Origin of the sequence: Vibrio sp. SS-MA-C1-2, from assembly GCF_021513135.1 — a bacterium.
In the GTDB taxonomy this organism is placed as follows: Bacteria; Pseudomonadota; Gammaproteobacteria; order Enterobacterales; family Vibrionaceae.
Genome location: NZ_CP090981.1, coordinates 2,439,890 through 2,465,642 on the forward strand (window position 1 = coordinate 2,439,890; position 25,753 = coordinate 2,465,642).

Sequence of the window (25,753 nt, forward strand, 5' to 3'; positions counted from 1 at the left end):
ATAGCAACTTAGCCAAAGATAAAGCCATACAGATAGCCCGCACTAATTGCCATTGATAGGATGACAAACAAGAATGCAGCAATCATTTGGTTTTTGAAGATCGCTTTTAACAAAATAACTTCTGTTAAACTTGCACCTGCACTACCAATAATCAACGCCATCACTGAACCTAATGCCATGCCTTTTTTAACTAACGCCATACTTAGAGGAATAACCGCTTCAGCACGAATGTATAGTGGAATACCAATTACCGCTGCAATTGGAACCGCATACCAAACGTTCTCACCTGCATACTCGGCAATTAAATCTGTTGGAATAAAGCCATAGATTAATGAACCAATCGCCACACCGATTAATAGGTATGGAAGCACTTGCAGAAAATCCGCCCAAGTGCTGTGCCAGATACGTACCCAGCGACTAGGTTCTTTTACTGCTGGATTTTTAGTTGTTGTACCGCAGCAAGTTTCAGTTTCAACTGCAGGCGCTGATGTACAACAAGATGTTGCAGCAACTGGCTCTGACGTACAGCAAGATGTTGCCATTGCTGGTTCTGGTGTACAACAAGAAGTCTCAGCCACAGGCTCAGGCGTACAGCATGAAGCCGATTCTTCTTTAGCTGGCTCAGTTCCACAACATGACGTTTCTTTAATTGCTGAATCATAAGCTTCTGGTTTTACGTATCGTTCAAAACCTAACTTCTCAAGTACATAACCCGCTGTTACTGACACTGTCATTGCAATAACAAAGTAGAAAAGTGCCACTTTCCAACCAAATGTTACGACAAATAGGCCAATAATAATTGGGTTAAGTAATGGACTTGCGAATAAGAACACCATCATCGGACCGAAACCAGCACGCGCTCTTAATAATCCTTTTAAAAATGGGATTGTTGAACAAGAACAAAATGGTGTAATAGAACCAAGTAACGCGGAGATAATGTACCCTTTGCCTTTTTTTGAACTTAATATATTTTGTACTTTTTCTGGTGTCATATATTCTTGAAGAATACCAACAACATAACTGATAGCTAAGAATAAAATCACTAACTCTGTCGCAAGGAATGCAAACATACCTAGTGCTTCTTTTGCCATATCCATAAATTCAGGACTCATTTCAATCTCCATTAATTAACAATTATTTTGCACTTATTTCCAATGTTCTGGAATTATAGTTACAATGACTTAATTGTCAATTTATATTTCCTAGATTCCAGAAATATAGTGCAGAGGGTGATTTAATGGTAGAATTGATGACTTCCCTATAGTGATGAGGATCGATTTTATGAAACTGGATATGGTAGCAAAAGCGTTGAAAACGCTCGGACATCCGACACGATTAAGTATCTACAAGGAAATTGTAAAAAAAGGGAAAAACGGGTTAGTTGTCGGAGATATACAAGAAAAGTTAAATATTCCCAACTCGACACTCTCCCATCATATTTCAACACTATGCTCTGCGGGTCTATTATCTCAGCAGCGTAACGGACGGTCGTTATACTGTGTGGTAGAGTTTAATGCCCTCAATGACGTGATGTCATACCTCCATCAAGAGTGTTGTATTAAAGAGTAAAATAGAACGATTAACTTAAATACAGAAAAGTTTAATCGTCCATGAGTGAATACGTCGTATTTGACGTAGCCTCTTTAGCTCATTATTGTATCTGACTGTAAATACTAAATTAAAATATTGACGAAAATAACGACAAGGTACTTATCATTATGAACAATCGTATCATCACGACTACCGCTCAGATACCCGATCATTTACGCATAGAATCGGTAGAAGGTATTATTACTACCTCTATTGTTTCAGGTACTAACTTTTTCCGAGATTTTTTTGCCGGTTTCACTGACTTTTTTGGCGGTAAATCCAATAGCTATATGAGTAAATTGGACGATATAAAACAAGAAGCAATTGAAGATTTAAAAAATAAAGCCGAAAAGATGGGATGTAACGCTGTGATTGGCATCGCGATTGATGTAGAAGAAATTTCCGGTGGTGATAAAGAGATGCTGATGGTGACGATAACAGGCACTGCCGCCGTGGTTCGTTAAATGTATATCCTCTTCATACTTGAAGCGGCTAATAACTCCAACTATTTTAGGTGTATCCTTACTGCTTATACCCAAAGTAATTGGAGTTGCTAGTAGGCGCCAAGCGAATGAGGCCTCATGAGTATAGGAGTACTATATTATTGGGGCGAATGAGTGCAGCCAACAACCTAGCAACTTCAAGAATGAAGGGTATAAATGTCATTCCCCTCAATCAAATCGTGATTTAAGAATTAATCGCTAATAACGATATTGGTCGAGGGGGGAAACAAGTTATCTAATTAGAATAACGGATCCATTTTAACGTTTACAACTGGAATAATATTGATTTTCAGGTTCCAGTCTTGACCGTACTCGTCATTCTTAATCACCGACTTCTCTAGTCCAACTTGAACTTTTGCTGGTGTGCTACCAAACCGATGCATAAATGAATAGGTTAATCCTAGTGGTACATTCCATTTGCCACCACCATTATTAATTTTATTATCATAAGTGATCGTTGGTGTAATACCAATCTCTTGAGCGCCACCTAATGACTTAATTAAAAACAGATTAATTTGACCGTGATCTTGCTCATTCTCTTTATCTTCACTAGAGATATTTCGCCAGTACTGGTTTAGTGTACCAAGTACATACCCTTTTGGTTTCCAAACCATTAATGCTGCTGCACCGCCTTGCCATACATGCCCTTTCTCTAAATCACCGGTATTAGTTGGTAAGATAAACGATGGACCAAATGCCCAAGAGAAATCTGTATCGCTTTTAGGAGAAACCATCAAAGGCAATTGTAAGTCACTTAAACCGTAATGACGTTCAGTATGCCCTTCTGACACCAATGCAGGTTGGCTATTAAAAGAGATAACTGGACGAGTGATCAATTTAACATCTTCAGTAAGATGAAATGGCATAATAGGTTGGAAGACAATATTTTGACCATATTTGTCACCGGTAACATCTGAACCGCTATAACCAGTAAAGTTTACCGAAGTAAATAACGCCCAAACATTCGATGTTGGATCACTTAGTTTCTTAGAAACTTGTGCAAGTGTTTCAGTTTTATGGTGATTATCAATTTTTGTTTCTGCGAAAGTATTGCTAGCTATAAAAGTTAAAATTAAAAGTGAGCTAGTGATTAATTTTTTCATTAAGTATTTCCAGTTTATTCACTTATATACATAAAATAATTGACGTTATTAATTGACAAACAAATTCCGCCAACAGAAAATATCTTCAATTAAGAAGATGTAGATAAGTCATGTTTATTACAAACCCGTAAGGATTAGAGTGTTTTTTTTATTACATTGTCGTGGTTAATTTAAATTATCGTCTATGCCTCCTTATAAAAAGAGATAAATAAAACATGAAGTTCCTAGTAATATTCACTTATTACTAGAAAACAAGATTTATTATTAATGACAACTTATTTAAGGAGTGACTTTATTTGATAACCTTCAAATATTTTGTCCATTGAGGCTTCGTAAGAGGCATTTAACTTCTTAATCTCTTCGCCAATCACGGTTGTATCAACTTCAACCCGGAAAGGGGCATCAAGAGGATTTAATGCCACATCTGCAATCGCTTTCCCTACTTGTGCTGGATCTTGTTCAGTATGCTCTTTCATTACAGATGATAATGTTTTGAAGAATTCAACTTCTAAACTATCATATTCATCATAGTGACGATTTGTCGCCTCTTCAGCGTCAGGAAGCATCGCATTGACACCAAAATTTGTACTTTGTGCACCTGGCTCAACAACAAAAACACCGATACCCATTTTTTTTAACTCATGTCGGTATGATTCTAAAAGCCCTTCAAGTGCCCATTTCGATGATGTATAAGGCCCTAAAAACGGAACACAAAAGCGACCAAGCAAAGCTGTGACTGTGATGATACTGCCAAATCGTTGTTTTTTCATCTGCGGTAGAATCGCTCTAAAAAGTCGCTGCGTTCCAAAAATATTAATATCAAAAACTTTTTTCATCTGATCTGTTGTGAACTTTTCGCTATAACCTCGTGTACCCATACCGATACAATTAATGACAGCATCAACTTTATCATCGAGCATTGAAATCGCATTATTCATCGCATCTTCAACTGATTCATCGTTGGTAATATCCATACTCAGAAAGCCGATAACACGTTCATCATGACTATAACGATTGACGCCTCGCCCCGTTCCTACAATTTTCGTATCCGCAGGTAAGTTATTTAAAATAGAATTACTGAATCCACTGTTTAAACCAAGAATAATTACGTTCATTCACTTTTCCAGAGTTGGCTAATATGTGATGCATTATCCATTAAGTGGTGGCAGGAATAACTGGTAAATCCTCTAGTTCGAGTTTGCAAAAATGAGAATGCCTTTTTCAATTTTGTTAAAAATAACCAAAAAAACATTAAATTAAACACTTAAAATTCTTATTGAATCATAAGCATTCATACTCTCGCCTCGATAGCATTTAATTTTGAGTCAATATATAGATTAAAATCCTGATATATTTGATGTAGTGTTAAGGCATCATCTAGTTCTTTAGCCTTCAATGGGGATCGTGGATCATCCTTATGATGAGGGTAATCGGCTAGTTGATCTAATTTTTCACAATACAGCTCTACTTCTTTGAAAGCTGAGTAGAAACTAAAACTCTTATATAACTCAACATGTTTAGTTAATAACTCTTGTTTAGTGATCAATTGAATCTTATTTTTATCAATAGTGGTTAATTCTCTTCCATTCTTTGAGGAGAACTTATGTTCATTCCCTTCAGCATCAACAACCAAGAAATAAGTAATCGTAATCTTTGTGATCACAAACCCTAGAATAAATGCACGCTGATAGTAATTTTCATTCTTACCCCAACTCGTACTACTTCTTTTCTCAAGAGCACACACTTTATATTGGTATACAATATCGCCCTCTGTAAAGCTATTAATAAATGACATAACTTATATCCTTCTATATCGATAAGTAAAAAACTAAAGGTACTAATCAGGAATAGTCTATATAAGTACAATTTAACTATGTCAGATAAATATTAAGATTTAAAATTAAAAAAATAACAGAATTAATATAGCCATTTGAAATATAAATATCCATCGTAAAATATCAATAAATTCATGTGGATAATAGATAAGCTGCCTATCTAATTAGTGGTGAGGTATTAAATTATACCATCTATTACGCCTTTACTTCATTAACCACATAAAAACAGGGTCTTCCGCTCAGTCCAGCAAGTACAAACGGTATAGTTTATTAAGGAAAAAGAGAATCTAAAAAGTAGTTAAGCTTTTAATTTATAATTTAATGTTGCCATATACAGTGTTGCAATAAACGATACTAAAATCGCAGGTATCAACATGACCAGTGGTCCATATATTGTCAATAATTCTGAAGCTAACAGTGCGCCAACTGAAAATGCAACTAGGATAAAAAGTTGCATCGCTACTTGGTTAGATTTTACTTCTTTCCTTGAAAGCCATTGTCCTAATGCTGTCCCTAAATCCGATATAATGCCAGTCAAATGTGTAGTACGAAGAATTGAACCACTGTAAGTTGCCAACATCGCATTTTGTAACCCACAGGCAAAAGACGCCAACATTTCACCAGACACTAGCCCCTTATAAAAGCAGTACGTTGCCCCAAACAGAATAAAGGCTTCTAAGTATAATGCAATACTATACCGATGATCCAAATAAAGCACTTTGTTGCGAATGATAAGCCCCGATGTTGCAGCACCTAAAAAGAACATCCCAACAATGCTTAACACATGACTATTCACTAAATGGCCAGGTTTTACAATACTGCTCATCGCTTGAGTAATTGAGCCCGTCACATGAGAGACGGTATGATGCTGGAAAGATAATAGCGCAACAGAATTAATAAAACCTGCCGTAAATGCTAATAAGACAGAGCCAAATAATAACCAGTTAGGAATGCGTTTTATCATGAATATAAAGATTAAATAAAAGAGATTAATATTATACTCACAGAGATTGAACATGACATTGACTGCAATCAAACTCATACCTTATTCAACAAGAATAATTTGACGTTCACATTATCAGCGTCACGTATGGAGGATATAACCTTCCATTCAATTATCCTCTATTTTGCTAATACAACAAGGTTGTGTTTTTAAGTTATTTGAACCCGAAATTGAGTCAGCTAATTGATGATTTAAAATAGCATTAAGGTTGTTCTCACCTGTCCATCCATAATCAATGCAAATCGTATCTGTTTGAATATTATGATTGAGTTTAACTATGGCTTTAATACTTCCAATCGCTGTTTTTATCTCAATTAATTCTTTATTTTCGATACTTTTATCGTTAGCTAATTGAGTTGACATTTCCACGATTGGATATGCTTTAGATGATTTTAACCGATTAATCTCAGTATGTTGGCTATGACAGCGAGAGGGGTATTTTGCGGTTGTTAATAACAAAGGATATTCAACATCTGTCTGTACCATAGAAAAAGTCGGCACCGGTGAAATACCGTCTTTTAATAATGCTTCAGAATAGAACTCAAACTTTTTTGTTGAGGTTGCAAAACCTTGTTTAAGATATTTTTGATATTCAGTATTTAACGCTAAATCAATACCGGCTGGATTGTCTTTCAACGCTTGCAAGGTAACGCCACTCGGTGCTAACACTGCGTTTAGTGCTTGCGGCACTTTCCCCTCAAAAAAGTGTTGTTGAAGATCTAAATGGCAGGCTAACTCAAACACAATATCGGTATCTGATTTAGATTCACCTATCGTTGAAATAACAGGTCGTCTTAGCTGAATATAAGACTCAGCCTCTTGGTTAACTTGAAAATTAGCATAAAGACCAGATCGCTCCCAAGCAGAAGAAACGGGTAAAATAATATCAGCATAATTGGCAGATTCATTAATGAAAAGATCACAATGAACATAATATTCTAAATTTTCTAATGTTTGGCTGATCATCTCTTTATTAGGTTTTGTCGCTATTGGGTTACCACCAAATGAGACCATTGCTCGCGTTAAATATGGCGCCCCATTGACCACACTTTGAAATAGATCTGCCGAATTAATCCATCCTTTTGCTTGTGGTGACAATGTATGCATTAATCCTAAGGTTTTCTCTTGCTGCTCTAAAGGAAGTAAGTCATAACCAATAAAGTTATTCAGTTTTACTTTATTAAAATAGACATTGCCGCCTTTTTTATCTAAACATCCTGTTAATCCATACAAGCAGCTTATTGCACGTGCCGTTTGTGTCGACTCACTTTGTTGCCCAGTCCCTGTCCATGTGAAATAACTAATACTTTTTTGTTGTTTCATTAAATCAGCAAGCAAAATAGTTAATTGTTGTAATAGTTCAGTAGATAATGTTGTTAACTCTGCCGTTTTTTCAATTGTAAATTCTTTTACTGACTGATAGAAAAAATCAAATGCTGGTCGACATTGAATTCCATTAACCATATATTCACCCAATAACGCTAACTGACTCTCAGGACAAGAAAAATGCGGCATTGCTGCACGATTTTCTGAAATAAAAGACGTCACATAAGATTGAGTAGAACTGTTCCAAGCTAGAAAAGAGTCACGCTCTGTCGATGATAAACAGTGGATATCTGATCGTTTTAAGAATTCACCATTATCTTCACGCACCAATAAGGGCGCATTACTCCAAGATTGAATAAACTCATGATTAAACACATTTTGTTCAATTAAATAACATGAAAGAAACTGCGCTAAAACTCCGTCAGTCGATGGCTTTATCGGTAACCAGATATCAGCATGCTGTGCAATTTGAGTCTTACGTGGATCAATAACAATTAATTTTGCCCCACGTTTTTTCGCTTTTAATATTTGCTCTGCATGGCTAGGCCAGCTTGCTATCGGGTTAACACCCCATAATATAATGCAATCGGTATGTTGGTAATCTGGCATTCCAATTCCCTGACCAGATGTAATGGTCGGGGAAAAATCTTTATGCCAATTACAATTCTCTGTCGCAAATAACACATTAGGAGAACCAAAGGCACGAGCTAAACGATTTACCCACATAAAACTGTCACACATCGCCGTCGCACTTGGGGTTGTCACTCCCCAGCAAACACTTTCAGCACCTGATTCTGACTTTATAGTGGCGAGCTTAGTGGTTATTTCATCATAAGCTTGTTGCCACGATATCGGCTGCCATTTTGCTGGCAACTCTCTCTTAGTGTTTGTTCGTTTTAAAGGCGTTAATACTCGATTAGGATGATAAACCATCTCTGGTGCCGCTTTACCCTTAACACAAATCACGTTTCCTGTCGGGTGGCCTTCTAGCTTTTCTATTGTTTTTAACTGACCATTTTCTACAATCGCAGTGCAACCACAACGTGAGATACATTGAGTACAATAAGAAGGAATATGTTCTACAGAGTTGCTACGCGATTCTTGCATGGAAGGGCTCAGTGACTAAATTAAATATAATCAATAATAGCATAAGGAGAGATAAACAGATCTTAATCATGGAAGCTACAAATTATAGATCAAAGACTGAGGCTAGTTGCTTGTTAAAGTTAAACGATACACCATAAAAGATAATATCTTGCATCAAAGCCCAAATTCATTAGAAATAAAAAAGCATCTCAGTTTGAGATGCTTTTGATGGTTATCACTCGCGTCATAATGAATAATAAAAACTGACTATTACTCAGACTGAAGCTGTACTTTTACTTTTTTATTATCAGGATTACGTCTTAGTAAGACAGTTTTTACCAAATGATATAAAACATAAAAAACCAGCATACTCCCCGTTAATGCAATGATTACTTTTGCAGTAGAACCGGTATCTGATGTGACACCAAGTGGCGAGAATACTATATATAATGCCATAAAACAGAAGATCAAAATCCAACTCGCTAAACGAGCATGTTTCCATTCAACAATATCAACAGCACTATTATCTGGTTGAACATAAGGCTTATCCATTGGCTTCCAATATCGAATTACCGTCATGACCGCTAACATTAGAATTAAATTCATTCCAACAAGATTTAACCAATGAACAGTAAATAATCCAAAATTCCCTTTTAAAATAAAGTTACTGATAAAGAAAAAGACCATTCCAGTCACTAAACCTACATAACCGGCTAATGCAGGGGCTCGTTTAGATAGAACACCCATCAAAATCACAGCAAAAATAGGGACATTAATCACCGCCATAATTGTTCGCATTAATGTATATAAACTTTCAGCGGTAGAAATAAATGGTGCAATAACAATACAAATCACAATTGTCGCAATACCAAAGATTTTACCAATACGAACTGTTTCTGCATCGCTCGCCGCGGGACGAATCAACTGTTTATAAATATCAAGACTTATCAATGTTGATAAACTATTTACCCCACTATTAAATGAACTTAATACAGCACCAAATAAGGCCGCGCCAAAGAAACCGGTTAACCAAGTAGGAAGCACTTCACGAACTAAAATCGGATAAGACATATCTGAGTTTAAGATATCAGATCCCGCTTTCATTGGAATCGCTAACATTCCTCGTTGGTGCATATGCCATGCGATAATTCCAGGCAGAACCAGCATCACAACACCTAATATCTTTAGGGCGGCAGCAGCTAAAATACCTTTTTGTCCTTCAGCCAGATTCTTTGCCGCTAAAGTTCGTTGAACAATCGCTTGATTTGTACACCAATAGAATAAGTTAATGATTAATACACCCGAGATAAGGCCATGCCAAGGGATATTACTGCTCTCTGTTAATCCAGCCGCTTGCATTCGTTCAGGGGCATCAGTGAGAAGAATATTAAATCCATCACTAATATCTCCAGTGCCTAACTGATATAACCCTACAATAGGGATCAATAACCCGGCAATTAATAATCCAACACCATTAATCGTATCCGAAACAGCAACAGCTTTTAAGCCACCAAATACAGCATATAAACCACCAATCACTCCAATAGCAATTACCATTAACCATGTCGTTGCGTAATCAGAGATACCTAATATTGCGCTAACATCAAACAGCTTTCCTAAGGTAATCGCGCCGGCATAAAGCACAAAAGGTAGAAATCCAATGACGATTGCATAGATAAAGATCGCAGAAGAGATAATACGCATTCTTTTACCATAACGACGCTCTAGAAATTGTGGAATAGTCGTAATACCTGATCGCAAAAATCGAGGTAAAAATATAAATGCTAATACGATTAACGTTAAGGCGGAAGTCGCTTCCCATGCCATTACATTCGCACCATTACGAAAAGCATTCGCATTTAAGCCTGTTAATTGTTCTGCTGAAATATTGGTTAAAAAAAGTGAACCAGCAATAACATACCAAGGTAAACTTCGTCCAGCTAAAAAATATCCTGTCACATTGGACAGATTTTCTTTCCTTGTTTTCTGATATGAAATAATAGCAACTAGTGCGGTAAAAAATAGAAATGAAATAATAGTCAGCATCAATGTTCTCCCTTTACGATGTCTGATTTACTTACTCTCTTAAATATCTATAAACATGCAGATACCCCAGACTCTATCATTACTTACCATTTTGCATTTTCACATGTAATAAATAAATTGATAATGAATTAAACGAAACAATTAATAAGAATAATGGTTATTTATTTCTATTAACTGAAGGGGATCACATAAGAAGGATGAGAAAACGCGCAAATAAAACACAGGTAACGATTAATTTAACATCATAAAATAAATGGAAATTTCGTTTTTTACATCAAATAAGCGTTGATAAGATTTTATTACTCCATAAGAATCATCTCAAATAATAACAAAGCGTACTGCACCCAAATGAAACTATACCCAAAGTAATTGGTGTTGCTAGTAGGCGGCAAGTGAATGAGGCCCCATGAGTATAGATGTACTATATGATTGGGGCGAATGAGTGACGCCAACAACATAGCAACTTCAAGTATGAAAGGTATAGATACATTATTAAAAATATAAGAGATTAATAATCAAACAATAAATATAACTAAAATCAATGATATTTTTCGCTCTGCTTATTCAATATAAATTTTTAATACATTGCGCCAAATCAATACCACTTTAGTAGTATTGGTTCATAATCATTTCTTGGTCGCTTGTTACATTTATTGCATAACAAGTACAGTAGAAAATACCATAGGATAAAATATGTCAAAGCTTCCGTTTCTTAATATAGAAACATCCAGAAGAAAGCTGTTAGATTATTCTAGCAAAGCTGCGGCAGCCACTACGCTAGCTGCTTCTCTAGGATCATTACCTTTAAGTAAAAAAGCTCACGCCCAGTCCGTCCCTACCGATAAAACAGAATTTAAACATAGTGCTTGCCTTGTTAATTGTGGCAGTCGTTGTGCATTAAAAGTTAAAGTTCAAAATGATAGAATTATTGAGGTAGAGCCAGAAGACACCTCGGATGATGCCGTTTTTGGTCAGCATCAAATCAGACCTTGTTTACGTGGTCGATCTAACCGTTATCGTGTTTATAATCCAGATCGTTTGAAATATCCAATGAAACGTATTGGCAAACGTGGTGAAGGTAAATTTGAACGCATTACATGGGAAGAAGCAACAAAGACCATTGCTGAAGAGTTAACACGGATTCGTAAAGAGTACGGCTCAGAAGCCATTTATAATCAATATGGCACAGGTGCTTACTACCATACACAGGGACGTAATGCTTGGGTTCGTTTATTAGCACTAGCCGGTGGTTATCTTAACTATTATAACTCCTACTCTACTGCTCAAATTAACGGTGTCACTCCCTATACCTATGGTAAATATGTCGGCACTCATTTCAGTGAAATTGAAGATTCTGATCTCGTGGTTCTTTTTGGTCTAAACCTGTCAGAAACTCGTATGTCTGGTGGCGGTCAAGTTGAAGAACTACGTCGAGCTCTTGAAAAATCAGGCGCTAAAGTAGTCATTATCGATCCACGTTATACCGACTCAGCCATTGTTGACGATGCAGAATGGTTAGCAATTCGACCAACATCAGATGCTGCCTTCGTTGCAGGCCTTATTCATACCATGGTCAAAGAAGAGCTGATTAATCACGATGAAATCCGTAAATATGCGGTAGGATTTACCCGTGATACTTTACCAGCTTCAGCTAAAACGAATGCAAGCTATAAAGACTACATTATGGGTAGCGGTGATGACGGTATTGAAAAAACACCGGAATGGGCAGCTCGAATCACAGGTATTCCAGCCAAACGCATCAAGCAACTTGCTCGTCAAATTGCGACCGCTAAATCTGCTTATATTGCTCAAGGTTGGGGACCACAACGCCATCATAATGGTGAACAAAGTGTTCGTGCTATTCAGTCTTTATGTATTATCTCAGGTCAATTTGGTCGTGCAGGTACTAACTCTGGTAACTGGCCATACTCAACAAAATATGGTGTTCCTGGATTACCTGTAGCAACAAATTCAGTGAAAACGGCAATTCCGGTCTTCTCTTGGACAGATGCCGTTGCTCATCCAGAGAAGTTTACCCAAAATGGCTTTGGTCTTCGCAATGCAGAAAAGCTATCGACTGGCATTAAGTTTATGCTGCAACAAGCTGGTAATGTATTAGCAAACCAACATGGTGATTTAAACCGAACTCGTGAGATATTAGCAGACGAATCGTTATTAGAGATGATAGTGGTCGTCGATAACCATATGACACCAACGGCTAAATTTGCAGATATTTTACTGCCTGAGACTACGTATTTAGAAGCCGATGATCTGGTTGATAATTCTTATGCATCCGGCTCTAACCACTATATGATCTCAATGGAAAAAACCATTACTCCTATGTGGGAAGTGAGAAGTACTTATGATGTTTGCGCTGATATTGCTAAACATTTAGGTATCGAAGAAGAGTTTACATTAGGAAAAACGCAAGCTCAGTGGATTGAAACCAACTACCAGACGATTCGAGAAAAGCGTACTTATCTTCCAGAATTTAAGGACGTGAAAGGGTCGGGTATTATTGATCAACAACGTGCACCAAAGTCTAAGAGTGTTGCTCATAGTGATTTCTATCAAGATCCTATTGCAAATCCATTGACCACGCCATCAGGAAAGATCGAGATCTACTCTGAAAACCTTCAAAAATTGGCAGATAAATGGACACTTCCGACGGGTGATAAGATCACGCCAATTCCAGAGTTTTTAGAAGTACCGAACTCATTCATGGATAAACCACAAAAATCCAAGTATCCACTACAAATGACAGGGTTCCACACTAAGGGGCACACCCATTCCACTTACGCTAGTGTCAGTGTACTTGCCGAAGCCGTGCCAGATGAAATTTGGATCAACCCCATTGATGCTGGATTACGCCATATTAAACCAGGTGAAATGGTTCAAGTATTCAACGATTATGGCAAAATTCTCGTTCCCGCTAAGGTAACCAATCGTGTCATGCCGGGTGTAACAGCAATGCCACAAGGTGCTTGGTCTGTTGTCAAAAATGGAGTCGACATTGGAAGTTGTATCAATAGTTTAACCAGCCATAATTTCTCGCCGATTGCTAAAGGTAATCCACAACACACTAATCTTGTCGAAATCATGAGGGCTTAATAGATGAAACAGCTAGGATTTTATATTGATTCATCTCGCTGCTCAGGCTGCAAAACTTGCCAAGTCAGCTGTAAAGATAAAAACCATATCGATGTCGGTCGTAAATATCGTCGTGTCTACGAATATGGTGGTGGTAACTGGAGTGAAATTGAACCTGGTGTTTGGGAAAATCAAACATTTGCTTACTATCTTTCAATTTCTTGCAACCATTGTAGCCATCCAACTTGTGTACAGGGTTGTCCAACAGGTGCCATGCACAAACGTACAGACAACGGTTTAGTGCTGGTCGATCAAGAGAAATGCATTGGGTGTAAATATTGTGCAATGCGTTGTCCTTACGGTGCTCCTCAATTTGATACTGATAAAAATGTCATGTCTAAGTGTGATGGTTGTATCGATAGATTAGAGCAAGGACTAAACCCAGTTTGTGTTGACTCATGTCCACAACGTGCCATTGAGTTTGGTGATATTAATGAGTTACGTGAAAAGTACGGTGAGCAACGTGACATTGCTCCTCTACCCGATTCACGTTTAACCAGTCCAAACCTAATTGTTAGAGGCCACACTAACGCGGTTTCAAACAAGAATAAGGGTGTCGGCTCACTACAAAATAAAGAAGAGGTGAAATAATGCATGAATTACCATTGGTCTTTTTGACCGTTTTGGCACAATCTGCCGTAGGTATTGCGCTATTTGCCACCCTTGCTCTTTTTATTGGTAAAGTAAATGATAAGCAATATAAAACATTAACGATTATCGCTTTAGTGGTCATGGCTTTTGGTGGTATCGCATCCCTATTTCATTTAGGTCAACCATTACGTGCGATTAATGCCTTGTCGCGCATCGGCAGTTCACCGATGAGTAATGAAATCATTATGGTGATCGTCTTTGGTTCGGCTCTATTTTTAACTTGTGTCAGTACTGTGCTCAATAAGTCTGCATCATTAGTTAAGCTATTAGGGTTAATTACCTCTATTGTCGGGTTTGCTCTATTACTTGTGATCCCAAGTATTTATGAGCTCAGCACCATCCCGCAGTGGAATAGTCCATTGACGCCTATCCAAATGATCTTAACCGCATTTACAGTCGGTCCTGTTGTTGTCTATTTAGTCTGTAAGAGTCGCGTATTTTCGCTTCTCACTATTCTGGGCTTATTAGTGGGCTTTATTGTTTTGCCGACCTACTTAGCTCATTTAGCCAATGTTGATGCGGCTTTATTGATCAATAATATTCAATTAATCAATGCCAAAGTTTTATTGTCAGCATTAGCTATATTGAGTCTGGCATTACAGCGTAAAGAGGTTTCATTAATTAGTTTAGCGGCGATCTTTATTATTGTGGCTGAGTTTTGTGGGCGAATTGGCTTTTATGACCTCTGGCAAATCGGAATGTAATCCTATTTTCTTTTAATATTATAAAAGGGAATATTTAAAATCTTAATAATTAAAGGAGTTCTACTTTTACTCTTTATACCTAAAATAATTGGCGTTGCTAGTAGGCGAACAAGTACAGCCAACAACCTAGCGACGTCAAGTATGAAAGGGATAGTTAAAAGCGGACTCCTTATTTAATGCTCAATTTAAGAGTTAAGGTTCATCAATGAATAATCTAGCTTTACTCCCTCGTGCACTGGGGGTGCTATATTTTTACTCACCAGAGCATCCAACATTTAAAGATGTGACGTCTGATTTAAGCTTTTTAAGTCATCGTTTTGCATGGCAAGATAGCATTATGGCCAATACATTTGTCACTCAAATGCAAAAGAGCCTTGATCAGCTAACACGTTATGAATATTCAGTGCTATTTGAAGGACAAGGCGAAATGCTGGCACCACCTTGGGGGTCAGTATACCTAAATAAAGATAATATTGTGATGGGTGACACAACCGCAGAGTTTATAAAATTCATCAATAAAAATAGGATTGAATTTAACATCCATAATCAGCCGTTGGATCACTTTGCTTTAATGTTGTGGACCCTTGCCGCATTATGTGAAGAAGAGATCGATGATAACCAGCAGGCGATTATTGAACTCCTTAAAGAACATTTACTACCATGGGGTTATCGTTATCTTGAGTTGCTCAGCAACAATCCATACAGCCCGTTTTATGCAGCATTGGCTCAGTACTCACAACTTTGCTTAAATGGTCTGCAACAAGATTTTGGTATTTCTGACACTGAGATAAAAGTGAGATTGTTCAAATAGTGACCACATTTAATCCAAAAAGAAGAGCTCTTTTCTCTCGTTTTGCTCCTCCTATTGAACAGGAAAATAAAGGCGCTTTACGGCCGCCTTTTGCTCAGAGTGAAGTGTCATTCTTAAGCTTATGTAACCAATGTAATGATTGCATCAAAGCTTGCCCAATGAACATTATCAAACTGGAACACGACTACCCCACTCTGACAGATAAAAATAGATGCGATGACTGTTTAGCATGTGTCAAAAGTTGTAAATCTGGCGCACTTCAAAAGTCTAATTTAATCATAAAAATTGGTTCTCAATGCTCACCAAAAATGGCTATTTATTGTCAATCTTGTCTCGAAGTGTGTCCAAATAAGGCATTAATTATTGAGCAAGGGAAACAACCAGCTATTGATATTGAAAGGTGTAACGGTTGTGGAGAGTGTATTAATGAGTGTGAGTTTAACGCAATAAGGCTTGTTGCAAGGTAATATCCATCAAGGCGTTCTATACCTAAAATAATTAGAACTCTTATCTCAACCGTTAAAAGAGAATACAACAGAAAAAGAGAAGAATAAAAAACCGAAGCTGGTTCTTAATTCTTAGCGTCTCCATTTTTAATTAAATAAATTATCTATATATAAAAAAAGTGAACATCAAAAATGTTCACTTTTTTATTACAACTAAAATTTTAATTCAGAATAGAATTATTTAGTACCTAGTTGATTAGCTGTTAACATTGCAGCAAGAACCGCTTCAGGTGTCACAACGAATGGCATATTGTGAATTGTTTCACCGTCAGCACAAGATGCTTCAGCAACCGCCATCATTGCATCCATGTTGATCTCTTTCACGCCCATTTCTGCTAAGTTTGTTGGTAGACCCACTGAGCGACAGAAATCAATCACTTCATTAATTTCTGCTAATGGAGCATTCTCAAGTACTAATTGAGTTAATGTACCAAACGCAACTTTTTCACCATGATATAAATGATGACATTCTTCAAGCTTAGTTAGACCATTATGAATCGCATGCGCCGCAGCAAGACCTGATGACTCAAAACCAATACCAGATAAGTAAGTATTCGCTTCAATAATATTTTCAACTGCAGTAGTTGAAAGGTTGTGTTCACATGCAATTTTGGCTTTTAAACCATCTTCAAGCAGTGTTTCATAACAAAGTTTAGCTAATGCTTGAGCTGAACGAGTGGGTGCACCACCTGCCATGGTTGCTTTACCTGAAATTCCATTCGCTCTAGCTTCGAAATACGTTGATAGTGCATCACCCATACCAGCAACAAGAAGGCGAACAGGTGCTCCTGCGATAATGGCCGTATCCATAATAACCATGTTTGGATTTGTTGGGTAGATTAGGTATTCAGCAAACTCACCTTCAGGTGTATAGATAACTGAAAGTGCACTTGTTGGTGCATCAGTTGAAGCAATTGTTGGTACAACAACGACTGAGATATCATTATAGTAAGCAATCGCTTTTGCTGTATCTAATGTTTTACCACCACCAATACCAACAACAGCTTCAGCGCCCATTTCCTTTGCAATTGACATTAGGCGATCAATTTCAGGACGGCTACATTCACCGTTAAATTCTTCCATTTTAAAATCGATTTGAGCTGTATCAAAACTTTTAGCAACGGTTGTGCCTACCAATCCAGTTACAAAATTATCGGCAATAGTTAAGACTTTTTTACCTAATGGAGAAACATATTCTCCAATATTTTCTAATACATTTTTGCCTTGAACATACTTGCTTGGACTAATAATGATTTTATCCATGATCCTAACCTTTTATTTATGAATTAATTTTAAATTTAAATACAACTAAAAACTTTAGAAATTCATCTTATTTATTTATTCATATTTATAGAAACTTTTTAATGATTATTCCTTTGCAGTTGTGATCAATAAAACAAATCACCTTATTCACCCCTGTTACTATCAATTTAAATTAGATACCTATCACAAAAGCAAGTTATCCCACGTATTCATGTTCCATATTGAAACATATGAAACAGCTCATTATGTTTCATTTTGAAATAGTTCAATTAATTTTGTTCTTAAAAATTCCTATATTAGGATGAGGTCATTCTAATCACTCTATAAGAGAGCTTAATGATGAAAAAGTTAATCAATGACGTTGAAAATGTAGTTGCTGAGCAAGCTAAAGGGCTAGTTTTAGCCAATAAAAACCTAATTTTAAATGAAGACCCTTGTTATATTTACCACGAACAGAGTCAAGGCAAAGTGGCATTAGTTTCTGGCGGTGGTTCTGGTCATGAGCCTCTACACGCGGGATTTGTTGGTAAAGGTATGTTAACCGGTGCATGTCTTGGTGCTGTATTTACATCTCCAACTCCAGACCAAATGATTGAGTGTGGTCAGAAATTAGCAAGTGATGCTGGTGTACTCTACTTTATTAAAAATTACACCGGAGATATTTTAAACTTCGAGATGGCAGTAGAAATGCTGCATATGGAAGGTGTAAAAGTCGGTTCAGTTGTTATTGATGATGATGTTGCCGTAAAAGATTCAGCCTTTACTGCTGGTCGTCGTGGTGTAGCAGCAACGGTTCTAATTGAAAAAATTGTTGGTGCCGCTGCAGAAAATGGTTATAGCATTGATGAGTGTGAAGCACTTGCGATGAAATTAAATAACCGAGCTCGCTCATTCGGTATTGCATTATCTGCATGTGTTGTTCCTGCAAATGGCAAGCCATCATTTGTATTAGCAGATGATGAAATTGAATTTGGTGTTGGTATTCATGGTGAAGCTGGTATTGAGCGCCGTAGCTACAAAGATGTTGATTCAGTAACATCTCAAATGCTAGAAGAATTACTGGGTTCTCAGCCTTATACTCGTACCCTTAAGACTTGGGATCGTAATGACGGTTTGTGGATTGAAAATGAGATCACAACGGAAGAATTAAGTACCAGTGATGACATCATTGTTCTTGTTAATGGTCTTGGTGGTACACCAGAATCAGAACTTCAAGGCGCATACCGTAAAGTTCATACTGAGCTTGAAAGTGCAGGTTTCAACATTGCTGCATCATTAGTTGGTAATTATTGTACTTCTTTAAATATGGAAGGTTTCTCTATCACGATTTTAAAAGCGGATGAAGAGACGATGAAGCTTTGGAATGAACCTGTAAATACAACTTCTATGCGTTGGGGATGCTAATATGTCGACAATTACTAAAGAACAAATCATCACTTGGTTAACAGACTGTAGCCAACTATATACAGAAAACCAATTAATGCTAACTGAGTTAGATGCTGCCATTGGTGACGCTGACCACGGATTAAACATGGATCGTGGTTTTAAAGATGTCGCATTAAAGTTACCAACTGTTGCTGATAAAGATATCGGCATGATATTCAAAACAACAGGTATGTCTCTGCTCTCTAAAGTCGGCGGCGCATCTGGCCCTTTATATGGTACTTTCTTTATCCGTGCAGCAACAAAAACAATGGGTAAACAAGAACTAACGTTAGCAGAATTCACAGAAGCACTTCAAGCTGGTGTTGATGGTGTCGTTGCACGCGGTAAAGCTGAATTAAATGATAAAACCATGTGTGATGTTTGGTGGGATGTCATTGGTGCAGCTAATAAAGCGAATGAATCTAATCTATCCGTAAATGAAGCATTAACTTCAATGAATGAAGCAGCGAATCATGCCGTTGAACGCACTATACCACTACGCGCTAAAAAAGGGCGTGCTAGCTATTTAGGTGAGCGTTGTATTGGTCATAAAGATCCAGGTTCAGTTTCAACCATGCTAATGATTGAAACGTTATCTAAAGTCGTTAGTAAGGGTTAATCATGGCTGGCATTGTTGTTGTATCACATAGTGAATTATTAGCTAATGGTGTTGTACAACTGGCGTCTCAAATGACCCAAGGTCGCTGCAACATCGCAGCGGCTGGCGGTGTTGATGACCCAGAAAACCCAATTGGCACAGATACGATTAAAATCATGATGGCGATTGAAGAAGTCTATGATGATAGTGGTGTTCTTGTATTAATGGATATGGGCTCTGCGCTATTAAGTACAGAAACTGCACTCGAACTTCTTGATCCTAGTATGGTAGATAATATCACGCTATGTTCAGCACCTATCGTAGAAGGCACGATGGCAGCATCTGTTGCAGCGATGTCAGGTCTACCGATGGAAACGATTCTTGAAGAGACTCGAAACTGTTTAGAAGCGAAGCAGACTCATCTCGGTGATGTTGTTGAAACAGTACAAGAGACACCGGTTTTAACTCTTGGTGCAGATTCGTTAGCGTTTAGTTGGAAAGTACATAACCCTCATGGCCTACATGCAAGGCCAACTGCAAATTTAGTTGGCGTTACAGCCGGTTTTGAATCTGATATTGTGATTAAACGTGGCGAAGACCAAGCCAACGCGAAAAGCTTAAATTCAATTGCTAAAATGGGTGTTAAATGTTGCGATGAAATAACCTTCATGGCTTCAGGCAATGATGCAAAAGACGTAATATCAAGTATTACAGAGCTTGCAAATAATCACTTTGGTGAAGACATCAATCAACCGGCAGTTGAATCAGTCAAAGTCGAAGATAAACCATTAGTTAAAGTCAATGGTGCCTTATCGGGTATCCCAGTGTGTGACGGCTATGCTATTGGTCAAGTTGTACGCTTAGAAAATATGATGCCTCGTTTACCAGAATCATCATTTACATCAATCGATAATGAAAAATCAATCTTCCTTGATGCATTACAGAATGTCGTTGCACGAATAACAACAAATGAAAAAGAAGCAATAACGACATTAGGAAAAGAACACGCTGCAATCTTCATGGCACACAAAGCTTTAATCTCAGATCCTGAGATCAAAGAACTTGTTATTGAGAAGATTGAAAGTGAAACCCCTGCGATTGATGCGTTTTATGCCGTTATGTCGGACATGGCAAATAGCTATGGTCAAATTGACAATGAGTATATGCGTGAACGAGAAGCTGATGTATGGGATGTCACCAAGCAAGCACTACTCTGCTTTGACGGAATTGAAGAATCAAAACTTGAGATTGGTGATAACTCCATCATTGTTGCTAAAGACCTATCTCCAACAGAAACGTCTCAACTTGATCCGACAAAAGTCGTTGGCATTTGCTTAGAAGCGGGCGGCAAAACATCGCATAGTGCAATTATTGCCAAAGCATTAGGTATTCCTGCGGTGGTTAAAGTCACAGGATGTTTATCTGAAATCGAAAATGAGAAGACCATTATTATTGATGGTGGACAAGGTCTTGTTTATATTGATTTTGATGAACAATTCAGTCTGTCTATTCAAGAGCAAAGAGAACAATGGTTAGCTGATCGTAATCAAGATAAAGAAAGCGCTCATCAGCCAGCGATCACAAAAGATGGTCAACAAGTCGATATTCACGCCAATATTGGTAATTTACAAGACGCGATTAAAGCCGTTGAATTTGGTGCGGAAGGTGTTGGATTATTAAGAACTGAGTTCATTTTCCAAAACTCGAAAACGTTACCAACCGAAGATGAGCAGTATCAGATCTATCGTGATATCGCAGATGCATTAGACGGTCGTCCTTTAACCATTCGAAGCCTTGATGTTGGTGGTGATAAGCCGCTTGAGTCTTATCCGATGGCATCAGAAGAAAATCCATTCTTAGGGCTGCGTGGCGTTAGACTTTGTTTAACCGATACTGATTTATTTATACCTCAACTCAAAGCGGTTTTACGTGTTGCTAAAGACTACCCAAATGTTCAGTTGATGATCCCAATGATCTCAGAAACATCAGAACTCATTACTGTTAAAGCATTGATTCAAGAGTGTAGAGAAGCATTAGCTCTTCCTGAAAGTGACTACCCAATGAATGTGGGTATCATGATTGAGGTTCCAGCTGCAGTGCTTAATGCAGATGCGTTAGCCAAAGAAGCCGACTTCTTTAGTATTGGTACTAATGATTTAACCCAATACGTTATGGCGGCTGATAGAGGCAATACCAGTGTCAGTAACCTTGTTGATTATAACAAGAGTGCCGTTATCGAAGCGATTAGTATGACCTGTCGAGCAGCTAAAGCTAACAATATTCCCGTTAGCATGTGTGGTGAAATGGCGGGTGATACAGACGTTTCTCAGCTATTGATTGAAACAGGTGTACTTAAATTAAGTGCCAGTTCATCCCTGATACCAAGTATGAAAGCTAAGATTAGAACGTTAAGCTTAGCGTAATATTAAGGCTCATGTTTTTACATGGGCCTTTTTTTTGATCCTTAACTATACCCTTCTTACTTGAAGTTGCTAGGTTGTTGGCTACACTCGCTCGCCCAATCATAGAGTACACCTATACTCATGGGGCCTCACTTGCTTGCCGCCTACTAGCAACGCCAATTACTTTGGGTATAAAATTAGTTGAATTACATTATGAAAATTGTTATTGCACCTGATTCTTTTAAAGATTGTTTAACCGCGATAGAAGTTGCCTCGGCAATAGAAAAAGGATTTAAACGTATTCTTCCAAATGAAGAATATATTAAACTTCCTATTTCTACTCATCGTTCAGACATAATACAGTCGCTAGTTTTTGCAACCAATGGACAGAATATTTCACACCAAGTTGTCGATTTAGTCGGAGATAAAATTCAAGGTACCTATGGCCTTTCTGAAGATGATCATATTGCGTTTATTGATACCACCTTATCTAATCTGAATAAACTAACACCCCATAAATCAACTACCAGCATGGGTGTCGGCCAGCAAATTAAGGATGCACTTGATAAAGGAGTTAAACGCATTGTTTTAATCATTAATGAAGACATCGTTAATGACGGAGGAATTGGGGCTCTTCAAGCCTTAGGAATGCAGCTTATTGACCATCAAGGGATGAATATACCGTTTGAAAACCAAGAGCTGATTAACTTATGCAGAATCGATACCCGATTTATGCATCCTCACTTAAAGAATGTGACATTTGATCTCGTTGTAAACGATGACGCCGCGGTAAACATGAATGAAAACCCCTTTCAATCTCAAAATATTCCAGATGAAAAAGAGATTGAAAGCAGTATTAATAATAACTTAGTCAATTTCTCTCATATTATTAAAAAGCAATTCGGAAATCCAATAATAGTAAAAGAAAATTCTGCAGAAAATTTCATGGCTGGATTAGCATCAATTCTAAATACCAACCAATCATCAATCATTGATATTTTCTCAGAAATGTTCAAATTAGATAAACACATTAAAACTGCAAGTCTTGTTATCACTGGTCAAGGTGAACTATCACCGTTTACTGAGCATGAACTAATACACAATGTCGTCAATTTATCAAAGAAATATGACACTTCAATTGTCGCAATCACAGGTTGTATACCTGCTAATGACAATGTAATTGATGACAGCGGCATCGAAGCGATCTTTAGTATTACACCAAGGCCGGTTGAGTTATCTGTAGCCTTAGATGAAGCAAAAATAAATATTGAACAAACATCAAAAAGTATTGCCAGCTTAATAACAATGTTATAAACATAAAAAAGAGTAACAAATAAATTTTATTACTCTTTTCCTATTTAATCATTAAAATAAAGTATTACCAGCAAACAAATGAGCAAGTGAAATGAATAGCCTGTTCAGGGCAATACCATGAATATTTTCCGTACAAATGCACGATCGATTTGACGATCATATCTAGATGTGAACATATACTCTCTTTTTAGGGAGAAGCCATATGTATATTGGCTATTTCAAAGAACATTTTCAATGGCTAACAGATCAAAGACAAGGTGAAAAAGGTTAGTTTGTATTCGAGGATACATCATTTAGCTCCACAACACCCCGTAACAACCTGTTTTTAAACGGTACCCCTATTGGTGACAACATTACTCGTATTGTCTCAACTATTGAACCGAAGGAATTTCATGAATGTTTCGTTAGCTGGATGTCATCGATTCATACATTAACTAACGAGCAAGTCATTCCCATTGATGGTAAGACACTTCGCAGTTCATATGACCATAAGATGAAGCCAAGCACCATCCATATGGTGAGTCCTTATACATCATCAAATAAGCTATCTTCGAAAGTTTATTCACTTCTACTTAGTAACATAACATCCTTTAAGAATAGGAGTGCATGTTCACTTTCTATAATAGATGGTTGTTTTATTATCGTTAGGAAACGCTAATAGAATGATTGTTGGGATAGCAGTAAAATAACCTAATTATAATTAGGCGTATTAATTACGCCTAATTACTTGGAATTTATAATAATATCTTATCGTTGTGACTCTTTATTAGCAATGATATAAAGTATAGCTTGAGCACCTAAATAATAAATAAAGCTAGCCTTGCTTGAAAAGTCGTTCGCGAAGCTGGTACCCATTGCCATAACTGCTAATGCAACCATACCAACTGAAATTGCAGCTTTAATATAAATAGCGTTATTCTCACCAATAAATTCAAGTTTTATAATACTTATAATTATCAATACTAAAACTAATAATTCTAAAATACCGATAATGAACCAACCTAAACTTGTCATTGAAGCTAATGGTGAATTTCCTAACATGTCTGTTAACCATTGGGGTGCGCCGGAAAACTTCTCAAATGCAGTCCAAAATAGTGCTACTTGCGCAATATATAAGCTAATAAAAACTGCGCTTTTTGTTAGTGTTTTAATTAAGTTGTCCATTATATTCTCTTAGTTATATTTTGAAATTAACTCTTTATGTATTGAGTAATTAGATTAAATATTGCTTAAATATCAATCATAATTAAGTAAGTAGATAAAAGTATCTAAGCATGGATTATAGCATTTTATAAATAATTTTTTGTGATAGTTATCATACCATTATGGATATTTTTATTGTTATTATCAGATAAAGTTGGCTGATTAACTAAATCTCAACGAGTAACTTAATCGCTATAGTTCTACTTTATAGATAACGAGGGCGATCGAACAAGTTAAATTAATATTAAATCCTGATTTTATTAATCTAATATTGTTCATATTTGAATGATCTCCATCTAAAATCGCTCATTATTTGAGAACTTATACTAAGGTTAATACAGGTATATTTTTGTGTATCAACAAATCACACGCTTTTTTATAAAAAACCACTCATGCGGTTGCCCTGAAAACCTTATACCTTCAAATAACTGGAGAATATTTTGTGAATTTGAACGACCAAATTAGTGCCAACTTTAACCAGACTTAAACATAATCAACTCATGTGTCATTTTAAATAAATATTAAACCAACGCTTTATTTAATGATAAAAATAGAATGTTTGCAGAGGTTGCCCCTGGATCTTGAAAACCAACACTACGTTTACCTAAATAACTTGCACGTCCTTTCTTTGCTATCATTTCAATTGTATTCATCGCTTTAACATCTGCCTGAACAACCATATTTTGCATGACTTGATGAGCTGACATTCCACTCTGAATATCAGTCAATGTTCCCGTCACCACCGGCGTTAAAACATCACACATGGTTTTATCTCCAAGGTTTGCTTTCCCTCTTTGTACAACCCCTTCACACCCCTGATTTAAACCATTAAATAACTCTTCTAATGAAAAAGTATCTCTATTGCCAATATAATTTGATAATTGATTAAAGAAAGTACCATAAAGACATCCGCTTGCACCACCAACACTATTATATAAAAGCTGACCTATATTTTTTAATAACGTATTTGTATTCTGATTTGATAAAAGTTCTACTTCAGTTTTTATTCGTAAAGCCCCACGAGACATATTTGTGCCGTGGTCACCATCACCAATATCTCGGTCAAGTGCATTAAGGTTGTCTTTATTATCAATAATATTGTCGACAAAAATCAACAACCAATTAACGATATTATCTTTTGTTATTATCATTATGACATTTACCATCAAAAAATGAATTCAATCTATTTAAACTCTTCTAGCTTAAAATTACCAGAATATAAATGCTCTTTATT

At 36.9% G+C, this 25,753-nt stretch carries 21 protein-coding genes and 1 pseudogene; 12 read left to right on the forward strand and 10 right to left on the reverse strand.

The window, feature by feature from the left end; all coding sequences use genetic code 11:
• Positions 1 to 8: 8 nt before the first annotated feature.
• Positions 9 to 1,112 (reverse strand): permease, encoded by a 1,104-nt coding sequence (locus tag L0B53_RS15475; RefSeq protein ID WP_235060505.1) that lies wholly within the window; start codon positions 1,110 to 1,112, stop codon positions 9 to 11.
• A 169-nt stretch (positions 1,113 to 1,281) separates the two neighbouring features.
• On the opposite strand from L0B53_RS15475, the gene L0B53_RS15480 reads away from it, so the two are divergent.
• Together L0B53_RS15480 and L0B53_RS15485 are read left to right on the forward strand one after the other, a co-directional pair.
• Positions 1,282 to 1,569: a helix-turn-helix transcriptional regulator gene (locus L0B53_RS15480; RefSeq protein WP_235060507.1), complete on the forward strand. Its 288-nt coding sequence runs from the start codon at positions 1,282 to 1,284 to the stop codon at positions 1,567 to 1,569.
• A 149-nt stretch (positions 1,570 to 1,718) separates the two neighbouring features.
• Positions 1,719 to 2,054, forward strand: a complete 336-nt coding sequence (locus tag L0B53_RS15485) for a YbjQ family protein (protein WP_235060508.1) — start codon at positions 1,719 to 1,721, stop codon at positions 2,052 to 2,054.
• A 278-nt stretch (positions 2,055 to 2,332) separates the two neighbouring features.
• Here the strand turns inward: L0B53_RS15485 and L0B53_RS15490 are convergent, their stop codons facing one another.
• The 6 genes from L0B53_RS15490 to L0B53_RS15515 form a co-directional block, all read right to left on the reverse strand.
• Positions 2,333 to 3,196, reverse strand: a complete 864-nt coding sequence (locus L0B53_RS15490) for a hypothetical protein (RefSeq protein WP_235060509.1) — start codon at positions 3,194 to 3,196, stop codon at positions 2,333 to 2,335.
• A 275-nt stretch (positions 3,197 to 3,471) separates the two neighbouring features.
• Complete coding sequence (locus L0B53_RS15495) at positions 3,472 to 4,311, reverse strand: SDR family NAD(P)-dependent oxidoreductase (RefSeq protein WP_235060510.1); 840 nt, start codon at positions 4,309 to 4,311, stop codon at positions 3,472 to 3,474.
• 176 nt (positions 4,312 to 4,487) lie between these two features.
• A complete protein-coding gene (locus L0B53_RS15500; protein ID WP_235060511.1) occupies positions 4,488 to 4,991 on the reverse strand; it encodes a hypothetical protein in 504 nt (167 codons plus the stop codon).
• 338 nt (positions 4,992 to 5,329) lie between these two features.
• On the reverse strand, positions 5,330 to 6,073 hold the full coding sequence (locus tag L0B53_RS15505) for a YoaK family protein (protein ID WP_235060512.1): 744 nt from the start codon (positions 6,071 to 6,073) through the stop codon (positions 5,330 to 5,332).
• A gap of 69 nt (positions 6,074 to 6,142) precedes the next feature.
• Positions 6,143 to 8,467: a molybdopterin-dependent oxidoreductase gene (locus L0B53_RS15510; protein ID WP_235060513.1), complete on the reverse strand. Its 2,325-nt coding sequence runs from the start codon at positions 8,465 to 8,467 to the stop codon at positions 6,143 to 6,145.
• Between the two features lie 249 nt (positions 8,468 to 8,716).
• Complete coding sequence (locus L0B53_RS15515) at positions 8,717 to 10,492, reverse strand: solute:sodium symporter family transporter (protein ID WP_235060514.1); 1,776 nt, start codon at positions 10,490 to 10,492, stop codon at positions 8,717 to 8,719.
• Positions 10,493 to 11,185: 693 nt separating this feature from the next.
• On the opposite strand from L0B53_RS15515, the gene L0B53_RS15520 reads away from it, so the two are divergent.
• From L0B53_RS15520 to L0B53_RS15540, 5 genes are all read left to right on the forward strand, one after another.
• Positions 11,186 to 13,603, forward strand: a complete 2,418-nt coding sequence (locus tag L0B53_RS15520; RefSeq protein WP_235060515.1) for a DMSO/selenate family reductase complex A subunit — start codon at positions 11,186 to 11,188, stop codon at positions 13,601 to 13,603.
• Positions 13,604 to 13,606: 3 nt separating this feature from the next.
• Entirely contained in the window at positions 13,607 to 14,233 is a 627-nt protein-coding gene (locus L0B53_RS15525) for a DMSO/selenate family reductase complex B subunit (protein WP_235060516.1), read from the forward strand.
• Positions 14,233 to 14,997 carry a DmsC/YnfH family molybdoenzyme membrane anchor subunit gene (locus L0B53_RS15530; protein ID WP_235060517.1) on the forward strand — a complete coding sequence of 255 codons (765 nt, stop codon included), beginning with the start codon at positions 14,233 to 14,235 and terminating at the stop codon, positions 14,995 to 14,997. Before L0B53_RS15525 ends, L0B53_RS15530 begins: the two co-directional genes overlap by 1 nt.
• A gap of 205 nt (positions 14,998 to 15,202) precedes the next feature.
• Positions 15,203 to 15,808, forward strand: a complete 606-nt coding sequence (locus L0B53_RS15535; RefSeq protein WP_235060518.1) for a molecular chaperone — start codon at positions 15,203 to 15,205, stop codon at positions 15,806 to 15,808.
• Positions 15,808 to 16,275: a 4Fe-4S binding protein gene (locus L0B53_RS15540; RefSeq protein WP_235060519.1), complete on the forward strand. Its 468-nt coding sequence runs from the start codon at positions 15,808 to 15,810 to the stop codon at positions 16,273 to 16,275. The genes L0B53_RS15535 and L0B53_RS15540 overlap by 1 nt, the downstream gene beginning before the upstream one ends.
• Before the next feature lie 216 nt (positions 16,276 to 16,491).
• Here L0B53_RS15540 and L0B53_RS15545 read toward each other — a convergent pair whose 3' ends face one another.
• Entirely contained in the window at positions 16,492 to 17,577 is a 1,086-nt protein-coding gene (locus L0B53_RS15545) for a glycerol dehydrogenase (RefSeq protein WP_235060520.1), read from the reverse strand.
• A gap of 339 nt (positions 17,578 to 17,916) precedes the next feature.
• On the opposite strand from L0B53_RS15545, the gene dhaK reads away from it, so the two are divergent.
• From dhaK to L0B53_RS19610, 5 genes and pseudogenes are all read left to right on the forward strand, one after another.
• A complete protein-coding gene (dhaK, locus tag L0B53_RS15550; RefSeq protein ID WP_409202841.1) occupies positions 17,917 to 18,981 on the forward strand; it encodes a dihydroxyacetone kinase subunit DhaK in 1,065 nt (354 codons plus the stop codon).
• Between the two features lies 1 nt (position 18,982).
• Positions 18,983 to 19,621 carry a dihydroxyacetone kinase subunit DhaL gene (gene dhaL / locus L0B53_RS15555; RefSeq protein ID WP_235060522.1) on the forward strand — a complete coding sequence of 213 codons (639 nt, stop codon included), beginning with the start codon at positions 18,983 to 18,985 and terminating at the stop codon, positions 19,619 to 19,621.
• A gap of 2 nt (positions 19,622 to 19,623) precedes the next feature.
• Positions 19,624 to 22,023 (forward strand): phosphoenolpyruvate--protein phosphotransferase, encoded by a 2,400-nt coding sequence (ptsP, locus tag L0B53_RS15560; protein WP_235060523.1) that lies wholly within the window; start codon positions 19,624 to 19,626, stop codon positions 22,021 to 22,023.
• Positions 22,024 to 22,215: 192 nt separating this feature from the next.
• Complete coding sequence (locus tag L0B53_RS15565) at positions 22,216 to 23,316, forward strand: glycerate kinase (protein WP_235060524.1); 1,101 nt, start codon at positions 22,216 to 22,218, stop codon at positions 23,314 to 23,316.
• A 307-nt stretch (positions 23,317 to 23,623) separates the two neighbouring features.
• A pseudogene (locus tag L0B53_RS19610) lies at positions 23,624 to 23,863 on the forward strand (ISAs1 family transposase); the annotation flags it as partial.
• Between the two features lie 200 nt (positions 23,864 to 24,063).
• Here the strand turns inward: L0B53_RS19610 and L0B53_RS15570 are convergent.
• Positions 24,064 to 24,480 carry a hypothetical protein gene (locus L0B53_RS15570; RefSeq protein ID WP_235060525.1) on the reverse strand — a complete coding sequence of 139 codons (417 nt, stop codon included), beginning with the start codon at positions 24,478 to 24,480 and terminating at the stop codon, positions 24,064 to 24,066.
• A 560-nt stretch (positions 24,481 to 25,040) separates the two neighbouring features.
• A complete protein-coding gene (dhaL, locus tag L0B53_RS15575; protein ID WP_235060526.1) occupies positions 25,041 to 25,670 on the reverse strand; it encodes a dihydroxyacetone kinase subunit DhaL in 630 nt (209 codons plus the stop codon).
• Positions 25,671 to 25,753: the final 83 nt, after the last annotated feature.

Bases quoted from the DNA above. Each gene is read 5' to 3' on its own strand.
- dhaL (WP_235060526.1), bottom strand. From the start codon at position 25,670: ATGATAATAACAAAAGATAATATCGTTAATTGGTTGTTGATTTTTGTC.
- L0B53_RS15480 (WP_235060507.1), top strand. From the start codon at position 1,282: ATGAAACTGGATATGGTAGCAAAAGCGTTGAAAACGCTCGGACATCCG.
- dhaL (WP_235060522.1), top strand. From the start codon at position 18,983: ATGTCGACAATTACTAAAGAACAAATCATCACTTGGTTAACAGACTGT.
- L0B53_RS15535 (WP_235060518.1), top strand. From the start codon at position 15,203: ATGAATAATCTAGCTTTACTCCCTCGTGCACTGGGGGTGCTATATTTT.
- L0B53_RS15510 (WP_235060513.1), bottom strand. From the start codon at position 8,467: ATGCAAGAATCGCGTAGCAACTCTGTAGAACATATTCCTTCTTATTGT.
- L0B53_RS15475 (WP_235060505.1), bottom strand. From the start codon at position 1,112: ATGAGTCCTGAATTTATGGATATGGCAAAAGAAGCACTAGGTATGTTT.
- L0B53_RS15545 (WP_235060520.1), bottom strand. From the start codon at position 17,577: ATGGATAAAATCATTATTAGTCCAAGCAAGTATGTTCAAGGCAAAAAT.
- L0B53_RS15500 (WP_235060511.1), bottom strand. From the start codon at position 4,991: ATGTCATTTATTAATAGCTTTACAGAGGGCGATATTGTATACCAATAT.
- L0B53_RS15515 (WP_235060514.1), bottom strand. From the start codon at position 10,492: ATGCTGACTATTATTTCATTTCTATTTTTTACCGCACTAGTTGCTATT.
- dhaK (WP_409202841.1), top strand. From the start codon at position 17,917: ATGAAAAAGTTAATCAATGACGTTGAAAATGTAGTTGCTGAGCAAGCT.
- L0B53_RS15495 (WP_235060510.1), bottom strand. From the start codon at position 4,311: ATGAACGTAATTATTCTTGGTTTAAACAGTGGATTCAGTAATTCTATT.
- L0B53_RS15530 (WP_235060517.1), top strand. From the start codon at position 14,233: ATGCATGAATTACCATTGGTCTTTTTGACCGTTTTGGCACAATCTGCC.
- L0B53_RS15525 (WP_235060516.1), top strand. From the start codon at position 13,607: ATGAAACAGCTAGGATTTTATATTGATTCATCTCGCTGCTCAGGCTGC.
- L0B53_RS15520 (WP_235060515.1), top strand. From the start codon at position 11,186: ATGTCAAAGCTTCCGTTTCTTAATATAGAAACATCCAGAAGAAAGCTG.
- L0B53_RS15570 (WP_235060525.1), bottom strand. From the start codon at position 24,480: ATGGACAACTTAATTAAAACACTAACAAAAAGCGCAGTTTTTATTAGC.
- L0B53_RS15490 (WP_235060509.1), bottom strand. From the start codon at position 3,196: ATGAAAAAATTAATCACTAGCTCACTTTTAATTTTAACTTTTATAGCT.
- L0B53_RS15565 (WP_235060524.1), top strand. From the start codon at position 22,216: ATGAAAATTGTTATTGCACCTGATTCTTTTAAAGATTGTTTAACCGCG.
- ptsP (WP_235060523.1), top strand. From the start codon at position 19,624: ATGGCTGGCATTGTTGTTGTATCACATAGTGAATTATTAGCTAATGGT.
- L0B53_RS15485 (WP_235060508.1), top strand. From the start codon at position 1,719: ATGAACAATCGTATCATCACGACTACCGCTCAGATACCCGATCATTTA.
- L0B53_RS15505 (WP_235060512.1), bottom strand. From the start codon at position 6,073: ATGAGTTTGATTGCAGTCAATGTCATGTTCAATCTCTGTGAGTATAAT.